General features: G+C 54.8%; 24 protein-coding genes and 2 pseudogenes. 17 read left to right on the top strand and 9 right to left on the bottom strand.

The genetic code is table 11. The features are described from left to right. The first annotated feature begins 153 nt into the window (after window positions 1–153). The 3 genes from AXE65_RS06645 (at window position 154) to AXE65_RS06635 (ending at window position 2,216) form a co-directional block, all read left to right on the top strand. The gene (locus AXE65_RS06645) at window positions 154–546 is read left to right on the top strand and encodes a hypothetical protein (protein ID WP_068389817.1); all 393 of its coding nucleotides are present in this window, start codon (window positions 154–156) and stop codon (window positions 544–546) included. 85 nt (window positions 547–631) lie between these two features. Further along, window positions 632–1,174, top strand: coding sequence for a DUF5983 family protein (locus tag AXE65_RS06640; protein ID WP_068389814.1), 543 nt, complete (start codon window positions 632–634; stop codon window positions 1,172–1,174). Between the two features lie 235 nt (window positions 1,175–1,409). After that, window positions 1,410–2,216, top strand: coding sequence for a GTPase (locus AXE65_RS06635; RefSeq protein ID WP_068389811.1), 807 nt, complete (start codon window positions 1,410–1,412; stop codon window positions 2,214–2,216). A 268-nt stretch (window positions 2,217–2,484) separates the two neighbouring features. On the opposite strand, the gene AXE65_RS06630 is transcribed toward AXE65_RS06635, so the two are convergent. The 5 genes from AXE65_RS06630 to AXE65_RS06610 form a co-directional block, all read right to left on the bottom strand. Next, on the bottom strand, window positions 2,485–3,660 hold the full coding sequence (locus AXE65_RS06630) for a cupin domain-containing protein (RefSeq protein WP_079214075.1): 1,176 nt from the start codon (window positions 3,658–3,660) through the stop codon (window positions 2,485–2,487). 95 nt (window positions 3,661–3,755) lie between these two features. Next, entirely contained in the window at window positions 3,756–4,460 is a 705-nt protein-coding gene (gene msrA, locus AXE65_RS06625; protein WP_068389805.1) for a peptide-methionine (S)-S-oxide reductase MsrA, read from the bottom strand. Between the two features lie 17 nt (window positions 4,461–4,477). After that, window positions 4,478–6,292, bottom strand: a complete 1,815-nt coding sequence (locus AXE65_RS06620) for a cytochrome c biogenesis protein DipZ (protein WP_068389802.1) — start codon at window positions 6,290–6,292, stop codon at window positions 4,478–4,480. 11 nt (window positions 6,293–6,303) lie between these two features. Then, window positions 6,304–6,813, bottom strand: coding sequence for a peptide-methionine (R)-S-oxide reductase MsrB (msrB, locus tag AXE65_RS06615; RefSeq protein ID WP_068389799.1), 510 nt, complete (start codon window positions 6,811–6,813; stop codon window positions 6,304–6,306). A gap of 26 nt (window positions 6,814–6,839) precedes the next feature. Further along, window positions 6,840–7,064, bottom strand: coding sequence for a hypothetical protein (locus tag AXE65_RS06610; protein ID WP_068389796.1), 225 nt, complete (start codon window positions 7,062–7,064; stop codon window positions 6,840–6,842). Here AXE65_RS06610 and AXE65_RS06605 point away from each other — a divergent pair. The 3 genes from AXE65_RS06605 (at window position 7,048) to AXE65_RS13870 (ending at window position 8,783) form a co-directional block, all read left to right on the top strand. Further along, window positions 7,048–7,578 carry a sigma-70 family RNA polymerase sigma factor gene (locus AXE65_RS06605; protein ID WP_068389793.1) on the top strand — a complete coding sequence of 177 codons (531 nt, stop codon included), beginning with the start codon at window positions 7,048–7,050 and terminating at the stop codon, window positions 7,576–7,578. The two genes, AXE65_RS06610 and AXE65_RS06605, sit on opposite strands and share 17 nt — an antisense overlap. A 1-nt stretch (window position 7,579) precedes the next feature. After that, the gene (locus AXE65_RS06600; protein WP_068389790.1) at window positions 7,580–8,377 is read left to right on the top strand and encodes an anti-sigma factor family protein; all 798 of its coding nucleotides are present in this window, start codon (window positions 7,580–7,582) and stop codon (window positions 8,375–8,377) included. Between the two features lie 244 nt (window positions 8,378–8,621). Beyond that, window positions 8,622–8,783, top strand: coding sequence for a hypothetical protein (locus tag AXE65_RS13870; protein ID WP_160330603.1), 162 nt, complete (start codon window positions 8,622–8,624; stop codon window positions 8,781–8,783). Between the two features lie 145 nt (window positions 8,784–8,928). Here AXE65_RS13870 and AXE65_RS13865 read toward each other — a convergent pair whose 3' ends face one another. Then, window positions 8,929–9,072 carry a hypothetical protein gene (locus tag AXE65_RS13865; protein WP_160330602.1) on the bottom strand — a complete coding sequence of 48 codons (144 nt, stop codon included), beginning with the start codon at window positions 9,070–9,072 and terminating at the stop codon, window positions 8,929–8,931. 81 nt (window positions 9,073–9,153) lie between these two features. Here AXE65_RS13865 and AXE65_RS06590 point away from each other — a divergent pair, with 81 nt between their 5' ends. The 5 genes and pseudogenes from AXE65_RS06590 to AXE65_RS13560 form a co-directional block, all read left to right on the top strand. Then, window positions 9,154–9,672 (top strand): STY4534 family ICE replication protein, encoded by a 519-nt coding sequence (locus AXE65_RS06590; RefSeq protein ID WP_068389784.1) that lies wholly within the window; start codon window positions 9,154–9,156, stop codon window positions 9,670–9,672. A 70-nt stretch (window positions 9,673–9,742) separates the two neighbouring features. Further along, complete coding sequence (locus tag AXE65_RS06585; RefSeq protein WP_068389780.1) at window positions 9,743–10,357, top strand: DUF3275 family protein; 615 nt, start codon at window positions 9,743–9,745, stop codon at window positions 10,355–10,357. Between the two features lie 81 nt (window positions 10,358–10,438). Beyond that, window positions 10,439–10,795, top strand: coding sequence for a hypothetical protein (locus tag AXE65_RS06580; protein WP_068389777.1), 357 nt, complete (start codon window positions 10,439–10,441; stop codon window positions 10,793–10,795). Window positions 10,796–10,907: 112 nt separating this feature from the next. Further along, window positions 10,908–11,585: a hypothetical protein gene (locus AXE65_RS06575; protein ID WP_068389852.1), complete on the top strand. Its 678-nt coding sequence runs from the start codon at window positions 10,908–10,910 to the stop codon at window positions 11,583–11,585. A 37-nt stretch (window positions 11,586–11,622) separates the two neighbouring features. Beyond that, window positions 11,623–11,766: pseudogene (locus tag AXE65_RS13560) on the top strand (DUF3275 family protein); the annotation flags it as partial. Between the two features lie 127 nt (window positions 11,767–11,893). On the opposite strand, the gene AXE65_RS06570 reads toward AXE65_RS13560, so the two are convergent. Further along, window positions 11,894–12,928, bottom strand: a complete 1,035-nt coding sequence (locus AXE65_RS06570) for a DNA-methyltransferase (RefSeq protein ID WP_079214074.1) — start codon at window positions 12,926–12,928, stop codon at window positions 11,894–11,896. A gap of 18 nt (window positions 12,929–12,946) precedes the next feature. On the opposite strand from AXE65_RS06570, the gene AXE65_RS13300 reads away from it, so the two are divergent. The 6 genes and pseudogenes from AXE65_RS13300 to AXE65_RS06545 all read left to right on the top strand — a co-directional run bounded on the left by AXE65_RS13300 (window position 12,947) and on the right by AXE65_RS06545 (window position 16,052). Next, on the top strand, window positions 12,947–13,180 hold the full coding sequence (locus tag AXE65_RS13300) for a helix-turn-helix domain-containing protein (protein ID WP_079214073.1): 234 nt from the start codon (window positions 12,947–12,949) through the stop codon (window positions 13,178–13,180). Then, window positions 13,123–13,707: a PDDEXK family nuclease gene (locus tag AXE65_RS06565; RefSeq protein ID WP_239685040.1), complete on the top strand. Its 585-nt coding sequence runs from the start codon at window positions 13,123–13,125 to the stop codon at window positions 13,705–13,707. Before AXE65_RS13300 ends, AXE65_RS06565 begins: the two co-directional genes overlap by 58 nt. A 37-nt stretch (window positions 13,708–13,744) precedes the next feature. Next, window positions 13,745–14,623 (top strand): annotated as a pseudogene (locus tag AXE65_RS06560) (helicase-related protein); the annotation flags it as partial. 108 nt (window positions 14,624–14,731) lie between these two features. Continuing rightward, on the top strand, window positions 14,732–14,983 hold the full coding sequence (locus AXE65_RS06555) for a hypothetical protein (RefSeq protein WP_068389771.1): 252 nt from the start codon (window positions 14,732–14,734) through the stop codon (window positions 14,981–14,983). A gap of 173 nt (window positions 14,984–15,156) precedes the next feature. Next, window positions 15,157–15,726, top strand: coding sequence for a PFGI-1 class ICE element type IV pilus protein PilL2 (gene pilL2, locus AXE65_RS06550; protein ID WP_068389768.1), 570 nt, complete (start codon window positions 15,157–15,159; stop codon window positions 15,724–15,726). Then, window positions 15,723–16,052 carry a hypothetical protein gene (locus tag AXE65_RS06545; RefSeq protein ID WP_068389765.1) on the top strand — a complete coding sequence of 110 codons (330 nt, stop codon included), beginning with the start codon at window positions 15,723–15,725 and terminating at the stop codon, window positions 16,050–16,052. Before pilL2 ends, AXE65_RS06545 begins: the two co-directional genes overlap by 4 nt. Here AXE65_RS06545 and AXE65_RS06540 read toward each other — a convergent pair. Together AXE65_RS06540 and AXE65_RS06535 are read right to left on the bottom strand one after the other, a co-directional pair. Beyond that, on the bottom strand, window positions 16,009–17,784 hold the full coding sequence (locus AXE65_RS06540) for an AlwI family type II restriction endonuclease (RefSeq protein WP_068389761.1): 1,776 nt from the start codon (window positions 17,782–17,784) through the stop codon (window positions 16,009–16,011). The genes AXE65_RS06545 and AXE65_RS06540 overlap by 44 nt on opposite strands. Beyond that, on the bottom strand, window positions 17,784–19,673 hold the full coding sequence (locus AXE65_RS06535; RefSeq protein WP_068389758.1) for a Dam family site-specific DNA-(adenine-N6)-methyltransferase: 1,890 nt from the start codon (window positions 19,671–19,673) through the stop codon (window positions 17,784–17,786). Before AXE65_RS06535 ends, AXE65_RS06540 begins: the two co-directional genes overlap by 1 nt. Window positions 19,674–19,678: the final 5 nt, after the last annotated feature.

Here is a 19,678-nt window from a genome sequence, read left to right as displayed (position 1 = left end):
ACCCACCCACCTGCGGGAACGCCTTTCCCGCACGGGACAAGGATATTCCGCATTTTTTCAGGAGCTTCCACCGATGTCCCAATCCACCACTTACGGCCATCTGGCCTGTGTCTTCACCGGTCAGACCCATCCATCCAAACCGGAGTGATTCACATGAGCACAACGCTACCTGATGGCGCTCTCGAACAGATTGAACGCGAGCAACAGCATTTCGAGCTTGCACCCCACGAGTTTTTCCACGCCTGGAAACGCGGCGTTGAAATTGCTGGACCGCAATGGTTTGGCGAGGGCAGCCGCGAAGGCTTGAACCGGGCGAGCAGTATTTGGGATTTACGTCCCAATCTGCCCATGATTGCCGAAGCGCTGGATGTGCTCAGTCGCGGCGAGCGCTTGTTTCTGGCCGCAATGGTGAGTTTTTATAACGCCCACGACAGCGCACCGTTACTCAAACGCTGTGATTTTGAAGGACTGGCCGATTTGGGTCGTCTTGATCTTGAACGCCGTCAAGTGATTACCGATCTGGTTTTGAACTACCACGGATGGTAATCGCTGTTGACGCGTTTCTTTCACCCATCGGGGTTCAATCCCCGGTGCGGGGATTGGCTCCATCACCCACTTTTGGAGAAATCCCATGTCTCAATCTTCCAACGCTTCCAATCCCTTTGTACGCGGTTATTTGAATCTGCGCGTAGTGCAAACCCAAGCGCCGGTGTATGCCATCTACGGCGATGATGTGGATGGCCGCGCCGTCCACATCGGCGATGCCGATTCCGAACAAGCCGCGCAAGCGGTTGCGCAACGTCTGGGGTTCAGTACAGGCATCTACAGCCGCTGCTGGGAAATCAGCTCGGCGCACCTGTGCGAATCGTCCAACCACTACCTGATGCAACTGGCCGATATTGCCACGCCCGAGCGGTTCCTGTTGATCGCCTTTCGCATTCCGTACAGCCCGGCCATCGGCGTAAAACTGATGGCCACACCGTGGACGGATGCCAACCTGCTGCATGTGGACGGCATCACTGCTGACGACTTGCGGCAGATTCACCGCGATAAAGGCATGCCGGACGATTTGACGCAGGTGCTGTTTCTGGCTTCTGAGGCCGACGTGCGCATTCTGATCTTTGATGCCGATGCACCATTGTTGCCGGGGCTGCCGGTCTACGAGCTTGAGTAGAAAACAGGTATCACCCAATCCCGTTTTCTGCGTGCAAAGCGTTTGATGCTGCTACAACATCCATCCCCATGTTTGTCGGCGACGCTGACAGCATCCCAGGCAGTCAAGGCCATCAGGACTGCGGCGCGGCAACTGTGCGCTGGCTGGTTTTTTCACGGACGCTATGCGTCTTTCACCCCAAGGGACAAACCACCCCTTGGGGCTGGGGAGTCCCATTTTTATTTGGAGATTCCCCATGAATCGTTCACTTCTTAAAGCCCAGTTGCAAACCTTGCTCAGACCCCATGTGCCGAGCAATGCTCGCGGATTCAAATACGGCATTATCGATGGTCTGCCCCAGCCATCCATGCTGGGGATTGCGTTTGACCCGAAGCCGTTTGGCGGCAAGGTTGTGGCGCTGACCGATGAGGCGATTATCGTCAAAACCGGCCGCACCCAATTTATGGTGCTTGACCGCCGTTTGGCGAGCGTGATTCCCGATGAAGGCACCAAGGTCTTTGTGCGTCCCTACGCCCGCCGCCGTTTTGACGGTTTGCGGGCGGATACGCCGGAAGAACGTACCGAAATCGGGTCAGATGGCGTGTCGCATACCGTAACCACGCAAATTCTCGGCGCGGCCCCGGCCAGGCTGCCGGTTCCCAAACCGCAGTGCCTGGAACTGGCGCAGTTGATCGAACAGATGGAACACCTGCCTGCACCCGACGGATTCAGGAAGATTACTCATCTATTGGTCGATGCCAATGCACGAGATTTTACGTGCGTTGACCCAAAGCCTGCTGACATCATCCGCACGCCGCCCGCCATCAACTTTACCGTTTCGACGGCGAAATTTGCGGGCCAGGTCTCGGTGCTGTATGACCGGGGCGCGGATGTGTATGTGGTGGAACTGCACCAGAACGGCGAGTTGGTTGTTCGCCGTGATGAGGTCTATTTCAATGACCTTGGCGCGGTGCTGGCGGATTTGATTGACGACGGCACCTGGCGGCAAATCGTGATCGATGTGGTTGACGGCAAAACCGCCAAAATGCGCAAGGCGGCGTAGGTTTTCTTCACCGTTTCATCCCAGAAGCCTCCGATTTTTCGGGGGCTTTTTTAATGGAAAGATAAAACAGTCACGGCTTGATGCCGATTGTTTGTCGCATTGCCTATTTACAAGGCGCTTTCGCATGTGACGCTGGAAACGAATGCGTTGCCGAGCATGGAGGTCGCCCCTTGGGCGCTGCGCATGGCAACGTCACCCGATACGCGCTGAAACGAAAAAGCAGGGATGGTCAGAAACCGAACCTGCTTGGAATTACATTGTGATGTGTCTATCGGGCGACTCCCGCAACAATATGCTGTCCCTTCGGGAACTCAGGTAAGGCCAACTCGGAAATCCCCATATTATTGGCAACCAGATGTCGTGGCGCGTTGGACAGCCAATCAGGGAGATTGCTGATTTGATAATCGCCACTATCCAGCGCTCCGAGAATTTCTGCGGTTTCGTTGCCAATATTGAGTATCGAATGGCCGCAGTTGCTTGGAATATAGGCAATATCTCCCGCGCCAATATCGGCGACGGCGACTCGTTTGTCGGGAGAAAACAACGTTATGCGCACCTTGCCTTTCAGGATGTAGTGCCATTCGTTGGCATTGGGATGCCAATGCGGCTCCTGCATGGCACCGGCATTCAGCCGCAACAAGAGGCTGCTGAACTCCTGCGCCAGTGGAAACTCCTTGCGCGTTGCCAGATAAAGCTCACCGCCCGCGTTCTGAACCAAAGGCGTACTTGCGATCAGGGGATAACGGTGCGTTTTTTCTGGTGCAAGTGGCCGCGCCTTGCGTGCTTGCGGTCCGTCAAGTGCCAGCACAGGCCCTTGCATGATGTAGGTTTCGCCCAAGGGCTGTTGCGCAATGATTTCCTGTGACACACCCAAAACCTTTGACAGCACCGCAGGTTCATAACGACTCATCCAGTCGCTGATACCGAAGGTGCCGTGGTCGGAATACAGACCGTCGTTGAATGCAAGAATGGCGTGGCACGGCTTCTCGCCCAGCGTCTGTACCGAGTGCGCATGCCCTCTGGGGAAATGCCATAAATCCCCCGGATTAAGATTGACCACTTCGGTTTCGCCATGCGGGTCAACCACTGTCACCTGACAATTCCCGCCCGCGATATAACCCCATTCCACCGAATCGTGCCAGTGCATTTCACGCGCGCCGCCCGCATTGATGAACAGGTGCGCACCGGCAATGCCGGTGGCAATCGGCAGTTCCTTGACGGTGACATCTCGCGCCCAGCCGCCAGTGGTGGCTTTGATGGGGCTTTTATCCAGCGCATAGGTAAAGACGACCGGATCGCCGGTTTTTCTCGGAATGGTGGACAGGAACTCCGTAGCCGCAGCTACGTTGTAGCCCGTCAATTCATTCGCCCATAGGCGTGTTGTCATGCCCGATGTCAGGCCTAGCGCGAATACTTGCATCAGGTGTCGTCGATTGGGTTGCATGGTTGCCTCCTTGTTGTTTGCTACTCCATGTTTTTATCCATGCGGTGGATAAAGCCTTTCAAACCCCCGGTTTTTGTCAATGCAGGCATTCCTCCTCAAGTTTCGTTATGGGCAACCAGTCGCGGTATGTTCCTGAAACGCTCGGGGAACAACTGCTTGAGGTTGTCCACCTTGGGCAGGTCATTGATGACGATATAGGGCTGGGTGGGGTGTTTGGTCATATAGTCTTGGTGATAATCCTCGGCAACGTAAAAGGGTTTGTCCACTTCAATGGTGGTGACGATGGCGGCGCGGTAGGTTTTCGCGGCATTGAGCTGGTCGATATAGGCGCTGGCAATTTGTGCCTGCTCGATGTTTTGCGGGAAGATGGCCGAGCGGTATTGCGTGCCTCTGTCCGGCCCTTGGCGGTTGAGTTGGGTCGGGTCATGCGCGACTGAAAAGTAAATCTGCAAAATCTCGCCATAGCTGATGACCTTCGGGTCATAGGTCACTTGTACCGCTTCGGCGTGACCCGTGCGACCGCTGACGACGGCGCGGTAATTGGCGGTTTTGGCATCCCCGCCCGCGTAGCCGGAGACCGCATTTTCAACGCCCTCAACATGCTGGAACACGCCCTGCACGCCCCAGAAGCATCCCGCCGCCAGTACGGCTACCTGAAGGCCAGAGGCATCGGTTTGGTCGAGTTTGGGCGCGGGAATGGCAATACCTTCCTGTGCGCCTGCGGGCAAAGCGCCGCTGAGGCCGACGAATAAGGCTGTGGCGGCAACCACGGCGAAGAAGGATGGGATTTTGGTTTTCATGATGTCACTCCTCTAAATCAACCAAAGGTGAAGGCATAGGCTTGAACGCCCGGGTCAAGAAACTGGATGTCAAAGCGGTGTTCGCCAATCGAGCCATCGTTTTGACGGATCAGTTGATAGAGGCGCTCTTCTTGCACCACGCCTTCGCCCTCGGCGTTGATGTCCACACCATGCACGACACCGGGCGGCACGCCGTCTATGGTGACTTTGAAGCGCACCGGCTTGCCGCCCTCGCCTGGGCCGAGCACCAAGTGCAAATCCCGCGCGTGAAAGCGAAAGGTAATGCCGCCTTGGGAACTTTTGAGGCTGGCGTGCTCTTCACCCACCTGCCACTGGCCGCTCAAGCCCCATTCGTTTAAGCGTGGCTCGTCCGTGGTGTAGTGCTTGATACCACCGCGCATAAAGCCGCCCGGCGAGATGAAATTTCTGGCACGCTGAAATCCCAAGTAGGTTTCCGGCGACAGCACATTCTGAAAATCCGGTGCGGCTTCAGCGCCGGTCGCAACGATGGTAATCACGTCGTCTGCCACATCCGATTGTCCGGCTTCACGCAGCAATTGCTGGATGATGCGTTCGGACTGTTCGTACTCGCCCTCGCCAAACTGGTGGTGACGAATCTGCCCCTTGGCATCGATAAAATAATGTGCAGGCCAGTATTGGTTGTTGAACGCGCGCCAGACGGCATAGCTGTTGTCCACCGCGACCGGATAGGTAATTTTCTGGCTGGCAATGGCGCGTTCGACGTTGCTGATTTTGCGCTCAAAGGCAAATTCCGGCGTATGCACGCCGATGACGACCAAGCCTTGGTCTTTGTACTTTTCTGCCCAGGCACGCACATGGGGAATGGCACGCAGGCAGTTGATGCAGGAATACGTCCAAAAATCAATCAACACGACCTTGCCGCGTAAAGATTCCACGGTCAGCGGTGGGGAATTGAGCCATTGCGTCACGCCATCCAATGGCGGCAGCGTGCCTTCCACGGCAAGCGCGGCGTTTTCTGCCAATGCGGGGTCTGCGGCCATCATCGCGGGATTGGCGCTCATCATCATGGCGGGATTGGCCGCCATCATCGCGGGGGACGCGGGATTTTCAGCCGACGGTTCGACCGGCATCGGTTTCAATCCGTCCAGCAGACGCTGTTCAATCGCATTGGTGCTGGCGAGCGACAGTTGGGTCAACAGGCCGGTATCCAGCCCCAATGCAATCGCACCGACTGCCACCAATACCAGAGCGCCCATGCTGCGGCGCATCCATTCGCCTAGCCCCAAGGCGCGTTTCATCGCGGCAAACACCTTGCCACCGACCAACAACGCCAACGCCAGTGAGGTGGCAGCGCCCAAGGCATAGGTCAACAGCAATAAGCTGGTATTGACGTTGGGGCCGTTCAAGGCCGCTCCGGTCAAAATCAAGCCCAGAACTGGTCCGGCGCAAGGCACCCACAACAGACCGGTTGCCACGCCCAATAATGCCGAACTGCCGACCCCGCCGCCATCGGTTTTGGCCGATTTGGCCGACAAACGCCCGCCCAATGCGGCCACAGGTGCGGCCAGCCGCGCCGCCAAACCCGGCCACAACAGCAGCACGCCAAAACCCGCCAGCAACACCATGGCGGCCAAGCGCCCATAATCATTGACGGCAACCACCCAGCCACCAGCCACGGTTGCCAGCGAGGCGACCAGGGCAAAACTCGCAGCCATGCCCATCAGCATCGGCAAGCCTGAGCGCATGAAAGGCTGTCCGGCACGGGTAAACACGAACGGCAGCACCGGCAAAATGCACGGGCTGAGCATGGTCAGCACGCCGCCCAGATAGGCAAAAATAAACAACAGCATGGCAGGTTCCTTCAGCTATCAAAGGGCTTGAACAACATGGCATCGCCATTCATGCAGTAGCGCAAGCCGGTGGGCGGCGGGCCGTCATTGAAGACATGCCCCAAATGCCCGCCGCAATAGGCGCAGTGAATTTCGGTGCGCACCATGCCGTAAGACGTGTCGCGGCTTTCGCCCACGGCCTCTTTGCTAATCGGCATCCAGAAGCTCGGCCAGCCGGTGCGGCTGTCATACTTGGTTGTGGACGAAAACAGTTCTTTCTCACAGCCCGCGCAGACAAAGATGCCACGTCGTTTCTCGTTATTGAGCGCACTGGAATAGGGGCGCTCAGTGCCATGCCTTCGCAAAATGGCGTACTGCTGGGCTGTCAGGCGCTTGCGCCACTCGTCATCATCGAGAGCAAACGGGAAGTTGCCGGAGGCGGCATGCGCCTGCCAGGCGGTCTTTGACAGCAGGGACAGCAACCCCGTGCCGCCCGCAAGGCAGGCAGCACCCGAGAACAGAATGAAACGTCGTGTCAACATGACAAGCTCCTGAATGTGATTTCAAGTCACGCCGCGAAGGGCAGCGCGGCGAGGATTCCTGCTTGCGTAGACTTGTGCAGAACGGCTTTATTCCAGCTTTGTGAAATTTTTTTGGGGCTGACTTGCTTAAATAAGAAAATCGCGGCAGGGTGGAATAAATTGGCGTTGTGTGCGTCTACTGGTCTGCAACCTTGCGCTTGCAGGGAATCGACATTGCCGGTCACGAGGAAACCTATGCCACCAGACATCATGCGCACCCTCTCACCGCTGATACCCGCCCTGCGGCGCTATGCCCGCGCCTTGCTGCACGATGCGTGGGATGCCGATGATTTGGTGCAAGACTGCCTGGAACGCGCCATTGGGCGCTGGCATCAATGCCGTGATGACGGCAATGCCCGTGCCTGGGTGTTCACCATCTTGCACAACCTGGCGATGACCCGGTTGCGCCGTGCGACCCGACAACCGCGCATGCTGCCTATCGATGGGGCTGAACCGGCAAGCATCCGCGCCACACAGGAAGAACACTTGCACTGCCAAGACGTGATGAGCGCACTGGCGCATCTGCCCGATGAGCAGCGCAGCGTATTGCTGCTGATTGCCGTAGAAGACCTTTCCTATCTTGAGGCTGCCAAGGTGCTGGATATTCCCGTGGGCACTGTCATGTCGCGCCTGTCACGGGCGCGTGACCGCCTGCACCGGCTGCTGTCCGGCGAAAGCACCCGTGCGCCGCTGCGCATCGTGAAAAATGCCATGAATGGAGAATGATGTGAACGAGCGCCCGATTACCGAAGACGATTTGCATGCCTTTGCCGATGAACAGCTCGATGGCCTGCGCCGCGCCGAAGTTACCGCATATCTCGAAACCCATCCGGCGGTTGCTGCCCGCGTCACCGCCTGGCGCACGCAGCGCCAGCAATTGCGCGACACTTTGGCACCCATTGCCGCAGAACCGCTGCCGCCTGAACTGAATCTGCGCCGCATGCTGGGGACGTATGCAAGTGAAAAATCATGGTGGAACAAGTGGCGGCTTCCCTATTGGGCGCTGAGTGCAGCCGCCAGCCTGTTGCTGGCGGTGGGCGGCGCGGGCGGCTGGATGGTGCGCGGCATGGGCATGGGTAGCAGCGCAGGTTTGATGGCACTGGGGCATGAGGCCATTGCCAGCTACAGCGTCTACGCCCCCGACCGCCTAAGACCGGTAGAACTGCGCGCGCAAGACAAACCCCTGTTGGCGACTTGGGCGCAAGAGCGCACCGGCCACCCCATTGCCATTCCTGAACTGGAAACCTCCGGTTATCGCTTTATGGGTGGGCGCGTAGTGGCAGGCACGCACGGCGCAGCAGTGCTATTGATGTATGACGACGACAAAGGCACCCGCCTGGTGATGCTCGCCCAGCCCATGCCCAAGCGTGACGACAGCACCATGACCGCTGTAGCGGCGGGGGATGTGCATGGATTTGTCTGGTCGGATGGTGGTTTTGGCTACAGCCTCGTGGGCGAAGCGACCCCTGAAAGGCTGCATCCGCTTGCCAATGCAATACGGCAACAAATCAGGGAGCGCATCTGATTCTAATTAGCGTTAGAAACTGAATTAATAATCAAAGGCCATGCCAGATTCTTCGGATGCGCTCCGAGTCGAATTATTCATGTTTTTAACGCGAAATGGAATGAATAGCGTATCGGAGCAGGTTCGATGTTTCCAAGTGGCTGACTGAAAAACGGACATCACCGGATACCGTTTTTTTTGGAGACTTTCCCCATGAATCGTTCACTTCTTGAAGCCCAGTTGCAAACGTGCGGATGTATACGTTGTGGAACTGCACCAGAACGGCGAGTTGGTTGTTCGCCGTGATGAGGTCTATTTCAATGACCTTGGCGCGGTGCTGGCGGATTTGATTGACGACGGCACCTGGCGGCAAATCGTGATCGATGTGGTTGACGGCAAAACCGCCAAAATGCGCAAGGCGGCGTAGGTTTTCTTCACCGTTTCATCCCAGAAGCCTCCGATTCGTCGGGGGCTTTTTTAATGGAAAGATAAAACAGTCAAGGCGTGATGCCGATTGTTTGTCGCATTGCCTATTGATTGGCGGCACGCTTGGGGCATGTTTGCTGGCGTTGTCAGCACATGCCCAGGCAGCCATAGGTCTTTAAGGCTGCGGCGCAGGTTTTGACTTGCGTTAGACCATCCAGTTCGCTTTCGGCATCTTCGCGCGAACGGCCATCCGTTGGATGGTGATGCCTGTTTTTCCAAACTCGTTTCATCAACCCACGCGGGGGTTGCACACTTCTCCCGCTTGGGCGTGGTGTGTCTTTCGCTTTCTTTATCCAACTGGAGTTCACACCATGACACCTTCCAACGAGAAATCGTATTTTGACCTGCACATTTCTGGCATCGGCTATCTCAATCGCATCCGCGAAGTCACCCCAAAGAAAGGCGAGCCTTTTCTTGCGTGCGATATTGCGGCGCTCAATGGCGAAAGCGACAAACCGACCTATGTGCGTTTTGATACCCGCGTCTCCGGCAGCGAGGCACAGCACCTGGTGCGCCGCTGCGAGGAGGCCGTCAAGGCCGAGAAGAAAGTCTTGATTGGTTTTCGCCTCGGCGATTTGTGGGCGGATATTTTTACCTACAGCAAAGGCAAACGCGCGGGCGAACAGGGCGTGAGTTTCAAAGCTCGCTTGCTCTATATCGGCTGGATCAAGATGGACGGCAAAACCGTCTACAAGGCTGAACCCAAAGCGGTGCAAATCGATACAGAGGAAACGCAAGCACCTGCTTCTGAACCCGCGACATCGGACGTTGAAACGCAATCTGCACCTTCGCAAACCACCGACGCAGCAACTACTGTCGAATCGTTCTGATGCAAACCCTGCAAGACCCCTGAACTACGGGGTCTTGCACTTATTCCTAATCCCGTCCAGGAGATTTCTCATGATTACTATTCCCGGTCAATTGGCGATAAAGACCATCCACGGACGAAACGGCGACTTCAATGTCGGTCGTCTTGCCACCAATATTGGCGACTTCGTGGTCAAAAACGCCGAACTCGATCAGTACGATGAAGGCAAATACGAAGGCGATTTCATCATTGCCGAAATCCGCCCCGCAACCTATACGGCCAATGGCCGCATGGTGATCGAAATCCGCGCCCAATTGGGCGGGATGACGATTTCCAGTATCGATGCCCTGAACTGCGACGAAGCCAAGCGGCTTAGTCCGCAGGAAATCGACCCGCTTGACGAGGAGGCACAAGCACCCGTAGCCGCTGCTCCCAACGCAGTCGCCAAGGAAGCATCGCGCGACCCGCGTCATCCGCTGGTTGACACCACACCCTTTGGTTCCGAGCCTGAACTGCCCGTCTCTGCCGAAGGCGTTGCGGACGCAGACGATGCCGCCTTGTTCGGCTTGCTCTGGCCGCTGGGCGAAGTGGTCAAACTCGATGCCACGGTGGAGCGTCGTGTCATGCGTCAACAGCGCGATCGGCTGATGGCATTGGACTACACCTTCGAGCCGCTTTCGCAAGATTGGCATAAGAGCAGTTTCTGAACTCGCCTGATTGCCTTTTTCTCTCACCCGTTGGGGTTTTGCCCCGATGGGGCAGCCCCGGCCTCTTATTGGAGACCTCTCATGGGCTGGTATTTTTCAGCGCAATCGAAATCCGCACTTATCAAAGAACTGACCGCTCCTCGGGAAACTGAGAACGCCCATACCATCACCATTGCCCACAAAGACTGTGGCGAGGTGTTGTGGTCGGTCGTTGAAGTCAAACCCAAGACAAGTGGCAAGCCGCAGCGGTATATCTTTTGCGACCTGCTGGATTGCCATAACGGCATGTGGGGACACAAGCCGATGGAGGAAGCGATGCACCCGTATCGATACAGTTGCCCGCTTGCGTATCTTGAAATGACTCCCGAGCAATCCCGCGCGTGGCGCAACAACGTGCGTGCCTGGCATGCGCAGCGCAGCGACGCAATGGCCGCTTGAAAACTTCTATTTAAACCACCATCGCCTGACCATCAGGCATTTTCCTTCACCCCACGGGGCAGCCACTGCCCCAGCGGGCGGTGCTGTCCTTCTTTTATCCGAGGACTACACCATGCCTGCAATTTCTACCCCCACGCTTTACCGCATCGACGAATGCCCCGATGTCATGCTTGATGCTTGCGTCAGCGACGAACAGGGCAATCTGGTATTGCTCTCCATCTGGGCGCGGGATACCGCCGTGCAGCAGTTTCTGGCGCGTCTGACCTTGGGTCGTGACGCACAGGGATTGGAGCAGTTTCACATCATCACCGAACAAGGCGGCGCTTTGCCCGTATTTGTCGGCGATGTGGAACGCCTGGAAAAGCGTAGCGCCCGTGCCTATCGACGCACGCTGTTTGGCACGCTCACCAACCTGTGGCTGTTCGACCGGCGCTGCATCCAGCCGGATAAATCCAACGCCAGCGCGTTGGTATTACTGCCGCGTGATTCATCCCATCAATCCGAACGGCTGTGGACATTGGTGCAGGAGACCTGCCCGTTGCCACTACTGGATCACTGGCACGATGTGGTGCTGGATTTACTCAATACCCACGACATGCTGCGCCGTCTGCCAACGACCCTCGGGCCGTTGACGGGGTTCCGGCTGGACATGGATGTAGACGTTCTGACGCAAGCGCTGGGCGCTTTGATTCGTGCGGGCGTGTTGACGGCGGAACCTTTCCAGCCTGCTGTTCATGACCCGCTTGATGCCCAGCCCTCCGACCTGCCGCTGTTTGCACAAGCGGCATAGGCATTCGTTGATCCCATCCACTTCAGGAGATGTTCTCATGATTACCCTTTCCAGACAGTTGTCCATCAAAACCATCCACGGCCGAAACGGCGACTTCAATGTCGGTCGTCTTGCCACCAACATCGGCGACTTCGTGGTGAAGAACACCGAACTCGATCAGTACGACAAAGGCAAATATGAAAGGAACATCTAAAAACCCGGTTGCACAAGACAGTCATCAAGTGATTTTCCACCTGTTCTCAGGTGGTGTGAGTATCTGCTTTATCGTGCCAATAAAAAACGATATTTTTCGATGTTTCCTTAAATTCTCACAATTCCAGCATCATTTGTTCGTGGAATTCATCCATATCCACTGATTGCCCCGTGATAATATCGTCATACAAGGAGCGGGCAATTTCGGGGTTTATATCTTTGTCAAGAAAACGAAATGCAGATGCCGCAACATATTCGGGAAGCTCCTCGAATGTTAACCATCGCCGTCCTTCAGATTGCGCCACTTGACCTGTTGTGTTTGAGCCGCCAAAGATGTCCACAACAATATCATCTGGTTCAGTCAGCATCCTGATAAAAAACTCCGGCAACCTGGCAGGAAAACGCGCAGGATGGCTTTTAATGCCAACAGCTCTGCAACCCCGAATATATTGACTGTTTGATTCGGTGTTGGGTATTTGCAATAAATTTGGCGGGATGGATCCGCCGTTGTCTTTGGCAAAGCTCTTACCAATATCATGCCCGGACGGTCGAACCTTTGGCGTATAAAATTTTTCCGGGTCTTCCAGTAATTTCTTCATGCGGTCGCTGTATGGTGAAAGCACTTTGGTAATATCCGATTTTGGCCACTGTGTTTTACTGAACCACCACACGGTATTGACCGAATCCTTCACGCGCAACTTACGCTTGTTGACCCATTCAATTGGACTTGGCAGCTTTGATGGATTGAACCAATAAAAGTCTTCTGCGAGAAAAAAGCCAAGCTCGTCAACCATACGGAGCAGTACCCGAAAATTGTAGAGGCTGCGCGCTGGAACTCCCGACATGTACGCCCCGCCAAAATCGACCACAAAGCTGCCACTATCACGCAGTTTGCGGTGAACGATGCGCCCGAATGACAAAAACCAATCGATGTAATCGTGTTGGTCAAGATTGCCGTATTCCTTTTTCCGCTGCAAGGCAAATGGCGGGCTGGTGATGACCAAGTCCACACTGTCATCAGGCAGACACTCAAGCAGCACCCGAGAGTCTCCAATGTAGGCAGCCCCTTTTGTGGTGAAGTAGGCAGGTGCAGTTGAACCGTTCATCAACGCCGGATTGCTACTCAAAGTCTGTAGATTCATTGTCATCATGCGCCTATTCTGCGCCAAATGAAGAAAAAGTCAACCCCATCCGCCACAAGGCTATTTTTTGCCAGAAACCTGAAAGCAACACGGGAGAGGCTTGGCCTTTCCCAGGAAGCGCTGGCAGAAATTGCTGAACTTCACCGAACTTACGTAGGTTCAGTGGAGCGGGGTGAGCGCAACATTTCGATAGACAACATTGAATGCTTGGCAAAAGCGTTAGGGGTTTCTCCCGCTTCGCTATTGGAGGAATCAGCGTGAATTTCAAGCCACATGCCGATTATCAACGCTTGCTGGATATTTGGCCTGCCATACAGGATTATCAAGAACTTGCCGCAAAACATGGGATTGACGATATCTTTCAAGATAATGGCGGTAAGTTGCTGCAAGTTCTTTTGCTGTTGAATTTGGATATTTTACCTGGGCGCGAAGGAAATGATGCTGTCGATGAAACAGGCCGGGAATATGAGTTGAAGTCTGTCAATATTGAGCTTACGCATGGGTTTTCTACCCATCATCATATGAATCCATCCATCATCGAAAAATATCGAAAAGTTCCTTGGGTGTTCGCTGTGTACAGGAATATCGCTCTCCAATCGGTCTATCTCCTTGAACCAGAAGAATTGAATTTTTATTTCAAGAAATGGGAAGAAAAGTGGCATGCTGATGGCGGGAAAGACATCAACAATCCAAAGATACCCATAAAATACGTCATGGCACATGGGAAACTTGTTTTTGGAACAGCGCCAGACCTATCTGTGAAACGCAAGCAGCAGTCGGAACGCTGATGTCGGGGCTGGCTGACTATTCGTATCAGCCTTTGTGGGCTTCGGCCCCAAAGGCGTATTGCGCTGCGTGCTGCCGTTTACGATTTTTCTCAAGTTGCAGGACATCGGCGGCAACGTCTTGCCGCCTTATTACGAGGAATTTCGTGCGGTAGACATGGAAGTGTCGCAAGCCAATGCCTATCGTGACTTGGCAGACAGTCTGACTTCAGCATTGAAGCAGGCGCTGGCAAAACGCGATACGACTTTGCTGGGCGTGGTGCTCAATGTGCTCTTGGCCTGGCCGGATTGCTGCTTTCGTCCCGAGACCGTTATTCACCCACGCACGCGCAATACCTTGGCATTTGTTCCAGCCCAATTCAACGAGCTGGAAATCATGCCAAAAGAGCGCGAGATGATCGATATTTGCCGCGAGGAAAAAGCCAAGGGTCGCAAGACGCTGGTCTATACGGTCTACACCGGCACGCGCGATACCACATCGCGCTTGAAGGTGCTGCTTGAGCAGGAAGGTTTCAAGGTGGCGGTATTGCGCGCAAGTGTGGATGCCAGCCGCCGCGAAGACTGGATTGCCGAGCAGTTGGACCGAGGGATTGATGTGCTCATCACCAACCCGGAGCTTGTCAAAACCGGACTGGATTTGTTGGAGTTTCCGACGATTGTGTTTCTTCAGTCCGGCTACAACGTGTATTCGCTTCAACAAGCTTCACGGCGTTCGTGGCGCATCGGGCAGAAACAGCCGGTTCGCGTGATTTATCTGGGCTACGCCGGTTCCTCGCAGATGACCTGCCTGGAATTGATGGCCAAGAAAATCATGGTCTCGCAATCCACCTCAGGCGATGTGCCGGAATCGGGTCTGGATGTGCTGAACCAGGACGGCGATTCGGTTGAGGTAGCGCTGGCAAGGCAGTTGGTTGCTTGATGTTCCTACCTGACCGGCGACCTTCGGGTTGCCGGTTTTCCCCATGCCGCCATGTCCGCATTTTACGCAGACATGGCGGCATTTCTTTTATCTCAAGGAGAAATTCCAATGACCATTCAAAAACGCGATGGAACCATCGAAACGAAAATCGCCGTGGCTTGTCGCAATGCTTCCGGCATGCCCGATATGCCGGTCTTTACTGTCACAGCCACCCGTAAAGAATGCGAACTTGGCGTTCATTACGATAAGGCCGAAGCACAGGCCGAGGCCGCCGGATACGAAGCCCCCTTTGTCTGCTTTGATGCCAGCGAGCAAAGTTGCATTGTATTTGCCGTGCGTGAGCTGGGTTTGATTGCTTGATTAAACTGAACCCAATCCTGCCATCCACGTTCACAGGCTCCGCAAGGAGCCTGTGACGTTTGGAGGAAGCGCAGGTCATTAAAAAATCGGTCAAACCGCAGTTCGGATTGTTGGCTGACGGGGCATCAAGATGAGGCCAAGGTATCGGCGTTATCTTTGAAACCTCAGATGCCATGCCTGCCATTTCTGTTCCCCATGCTTGGATTGCTGCCAGTCTGCTGACAACCGCTTTTGTCAGCGGCTGCGCGACCCAAACCGTGCCGTCCACGCCTGTTGTTGAACAAACCGTTCCTGCAACCGAACCGGAAGAATCCATCTTCGTTCCGGTTGTGCGTTCTGGGCGGTATACGCTGGTGGAGCTTGAACCCACGGCAGCGCAGCGCGATTTGTTGCTTCAGGTGGTGGAAGTTTCTTTGCCGCAAGGCGTGCAGGCCACGGTGGGTGATGGGCTGCGGCATGTGCTGAAACGCACGGGCTGGCGGCTGTGCGAGGGAACCGCTGCCGCGATGGAATTGGATGCGCTGCCGTTACCTGTGGCGCATTTGCATCTGGGGCCGATGACGGTACGCAATGCGCTGTTGACGCTGGCCGGTTCGGCGTGGGAGTTGCGCACGGATGAGCGGGCGCGGCAGGTGTGTTTTGTGGTGCACGAAGATTTGCCAGACAACACGCCGGACGCGGACGATGAAAGCAGCGCAGATCAGGCGATCCAGTCCTTCCCGCTTAGGGAAGCGCAGCCATGAATATGCCGCGTGTTTCCCGCCGTATCAGCGCTGCCGTAGTCGTGCAGACACTGCTTTTTTGCTGGCTGCTGGGATTGAGCGTGGCAATGGTGCTGGGTTATCGCGCGGTCAATCAACTTGCCGAACAGGTACAAACACGCGTTGAATCGCAGCAGGTCTTGGCGCTGGAAACGCGGGCCGCTGAACTGGCTGCCAGCATTCAGGTACTGGAAGCCAAACCAGAACCGGCCTACGCGGTTTTGCGGACCGCTGCCTCGCCACTCGTCCATCGGACCTATAAAATCAACCTTTTCCCGATGTTGTTGCCCGAAGTGCTTGTGCCATAGAATGCACAATCCTGCTGATCTCGCTTTTCCATTGTGGTGCTTCGCGGTTTGATTCAGCCCTGCACTCTGTCAGTAAGGTGCGTAACTTTTGAGGCATCTCGGGCAAAATTTTCTGACCGGCAAGTAAAAATGTTCTGAAATCAGCCAAAGTCATCGGGACAATACGTAACGGGATTTTGGAATCATTTGGCGCATACCATGTGCCGGAACTGAAAGTGTGTGCCGTATTGCTGTCTATCTGCAACGCGATAAACAGACCACAGACCCATTTTTTACCTCCCTGTTCCTGGGCATATCTGGCAACATGCCTCCTGACCGGCTCGCCTTCAGTCGCCTCCTGTCTTGACGAAGAGGTTAGAGTGACTTCCACGACAACAATCATGTCCTCAAACTCAAACACCATATCCGGTCTTCCGCCGGGAGCGCAGTGAACAGGCAGAAAATCCTGATCGATCTTGAAGTTGCGGCATTGCCATGCTGGGATGACCAGGGAATCCATCGCCAGAAATGTGCGCCAGACAATCCATTCCAGATAGGCGGGGCGTTCGTTGCCGAGACTTTTGATCTGCGTTCCGTCTGCAAGCATGCCTGACTTCCCGCTTGCAATGGCATCCATCCAGTCGGCGATTTCCTGGACCTTGCCTGCCTGTGCGGCGGCAAATTCTTCTTCGTCCAGTTGCGAAAGCCGTTCTTCAAAAGCGTGCCGGACAGCTTCAATCTCCGCAACAGGCGTCCCCGCAGGTGGGGCAACGGATGTGACCCCGCGTGATGTTAATTGTTCGGCAAGAGAGGTGGCAACTTGCAGCGAGGTATTGGCATCATCCGTCGGTAGACTTGCGCCGACCCAAAGTGTTTGGAAATATTCCTTGGCATCGTGGAATGTATAACCATCTCGCCTGATGAGTTGTGTGAGTTGTATTTTTCGTGACGACAGACAGATGCCGCGGCCGTTACTTTGGAAAAGACCGGTAGCCCTCAGGTACCGGAAGGATAGATCAGCATAATCTTTCAATGTGGTTGTTTGTCTTTTGACTTCTGTGGCCACCGTTTCATATTGTGCACGATCAAACAGGCGAACCTGCCCCCGGTTTGATTGTCTTGCCATCCTGTAGGATAAAATCTTGGCGACAACATTATTGGCACCGTCATCGGGTGACTTTGTTTGCACAAAGAGCGCAAATTCATCAAAGCCCAGCACTGGATCTGCTCCGCTGGATTCAATCTCGCAAATCACATCCAAAACAAAGCGAAGCGGTGAAAAAGGCCTGCATTTATACCCTGTTTCAATCTGTGATGGTATCTGGTACGCTGCAATGGAGCGTAAAAAACACTCTTGTTGAGCGGCGATCACATCTGCTTTGGCGAGACGATATCCGCTGGGTGTGATTTCATATCGCTTTCCGCTCAGAGTTGCAATGTCTCCAGCATACTTCCACACGAGATCATCTTTTGCAGAAAAGTGGGTGGCCTTTTGAAGTCTTGTAAGTTGGGGCGTAATAAAACCAAGCTGTGACAGCGCAGAACGCCACTTCCTTCCCAAATCGGAAGCATCTTCTCCGCGTTCAACCCTGCCTGCTTCAACAATCCCGGACTCATGTAGCAGGCGGGCAAACGCATGCTCCTGTTCGCGCCCAAGCAGATTGCCATTGAGCGGAGAGGTCAATAATACCCGCAACGCCTCTTGCAGACGATAGGGGGTGCGTACGGTGGTATTGCCGATATGCCAGAGCATCAGAAACCTACGAAAAGATATTCTTTGACCTGATTGCGGATTTCTGATGACGCGCTGCCCTGATTGGCAAATGAGTAGCGGTGGTCTATATCGACGACCTCAACATGACGCTTGTATTTTGTCAGGAGGTGAATTATTTCATCTTTTGTGGGCAGCGAATTGGAGGAATAAGACAGCATGATGATGCTGTCTTTCAATTTCCTGAACAGGCGGTCAAAGGCATCTGCTGCCCCAACCCGTGAACTGAACGGGGTTGGATAGCTTTTGAACTTGCGGGTCTTGGTATGCCACTGTATTTCCACTCCCTTCCAGTCGCGCGCCAATCCTTCAACAAAGTGATAGCGGCGGACATATTCATTGTCAGACAGCGGGCTGTAATAAGGTGGGTCAAGATAAACCAGATCGGCCTTGACCTGCACCTGCATGGCATCTCCAGAACTGGCTGCGCATGGAATCCCATTATCAAAAACAGCCGCATTGATGGCAGCCACTGCCCGCCGGATTTGCGTTTCCATCGAGAGGGCAAGATCCGTTCGGCCATCGTCGTAGCGCATCCCGGTATAGGTGAAAATGCCGCGTGCGCGCTTTTTGAGACAGGCGCGGATAAGGGCTGAAAGGGCAATGGCGCGTTTGTGTGGGTTGCTGAATTTGCGGATATTGGCCCGGACCAGATCAATAACCGCGTTTTCTTTATCCGGGTAATAAATTCCCTGAAATGTATCCTGAACAAATCGGTCACTTTCCGTGTTGGGCGAAAAAAGCTGGTCAATCTCGCGTGGAGTCAGTGTTTGGGTGCTGTTCTCGATCATGGCCTTGGCCAAGGTCGCGTTCATGGTCATGTAGTCATTGGAGAATACTTGCTTGCCCATGCTCTTGAACATATACCCGACTGAGCCAGAACCAGAGAATAAATCCGCTACACTGTCAAATTCAAAATTCTGCGCGACTGATTTAATCCAGGGCAGCAATTTTTCCTTGGACCCCATATAACGGGTTGAAGGATAACGCCCTGCCTGTTCCGGCACGGGGTCTGGGACCAGCCGGAAGAAAACCTGTGGCGCGGGCCTCGCCGTGATGATGACATCCTCGCCTTTGCGGGTCGCGGCGCGGGAAGAAATACTCCTGCGCGTACTGATGACCTCCATCTCAAGCCCAGCATACAGTTCATGGACGAGCGGATGATTGGAATTGGTCAGGATGACGTGACACCCGATTTTCTGCAGCCGCCGCACTTCTTCGGCCAGCTCCCGGTGGTCTTCCTCATAAAACTGTTCTTTGGTATAGCGCTTGAAGTCCGCGTACTCGCCGACGGGAAGATATGGTGGATCGAGAAAAACAAAATCGCCCGAGCGCGCGTGCTGCTCAAGCACATCTTTATAGTTACCAAGGATAATGGTCGTGCCAGCCAATGCCTGTGCCGCCGCCTGCAAGCATTCGGGCTGGAAAATCGCCGGGTTTCTGTAATGCCCGAAAGGCACGTTGAACTGTCCCTTTTTATTGACCCGATACAGACCGTTGTAACAAGTCCGGTTCAGGTAGATGGTTCGGGCGGCGGCCTGCATCGGTTCCAGATCGGCAAACTCCAATGCCCTGATGTTGTAAAAAAAATCTTCATCATTGGGCATGTGGGGGAGATGTTTCACCACCCCGAGGTAATCGCGTTGCAGACATTGGTACAGATTGATCAGTTCAGGATTCAGGTCTGCAATAACCGCAGGGCGCGGATTGAGGTCAAAAAAAAGCGCGCCGCCGCCGACAAACGGCTCAATGTAGCGGTTGAATTTTTTGGGGAGGTGGGTGCGAAGTGCGTCCAGAAGCTGCGTTTTCCCGCCCGCCCACTTGAGAACGGGTCTTGCCGGTAGTGTGTGGGCCGCTTTCTGGGTTTTCATGGAGA

It is taken from the genome of Ventosimonas gracilis, from assembly GCF_001580025.1.
Lineage (GTDB): Bacteria > Pseudomonadota > Gammaproteobacteria > Pseudomonadales > Pseudomonadaceae > Ventosimonas > Ventosimonas gracilis.
This window is presented reverse-complemented; position numbering and strand designations above follow the sequence as displayed.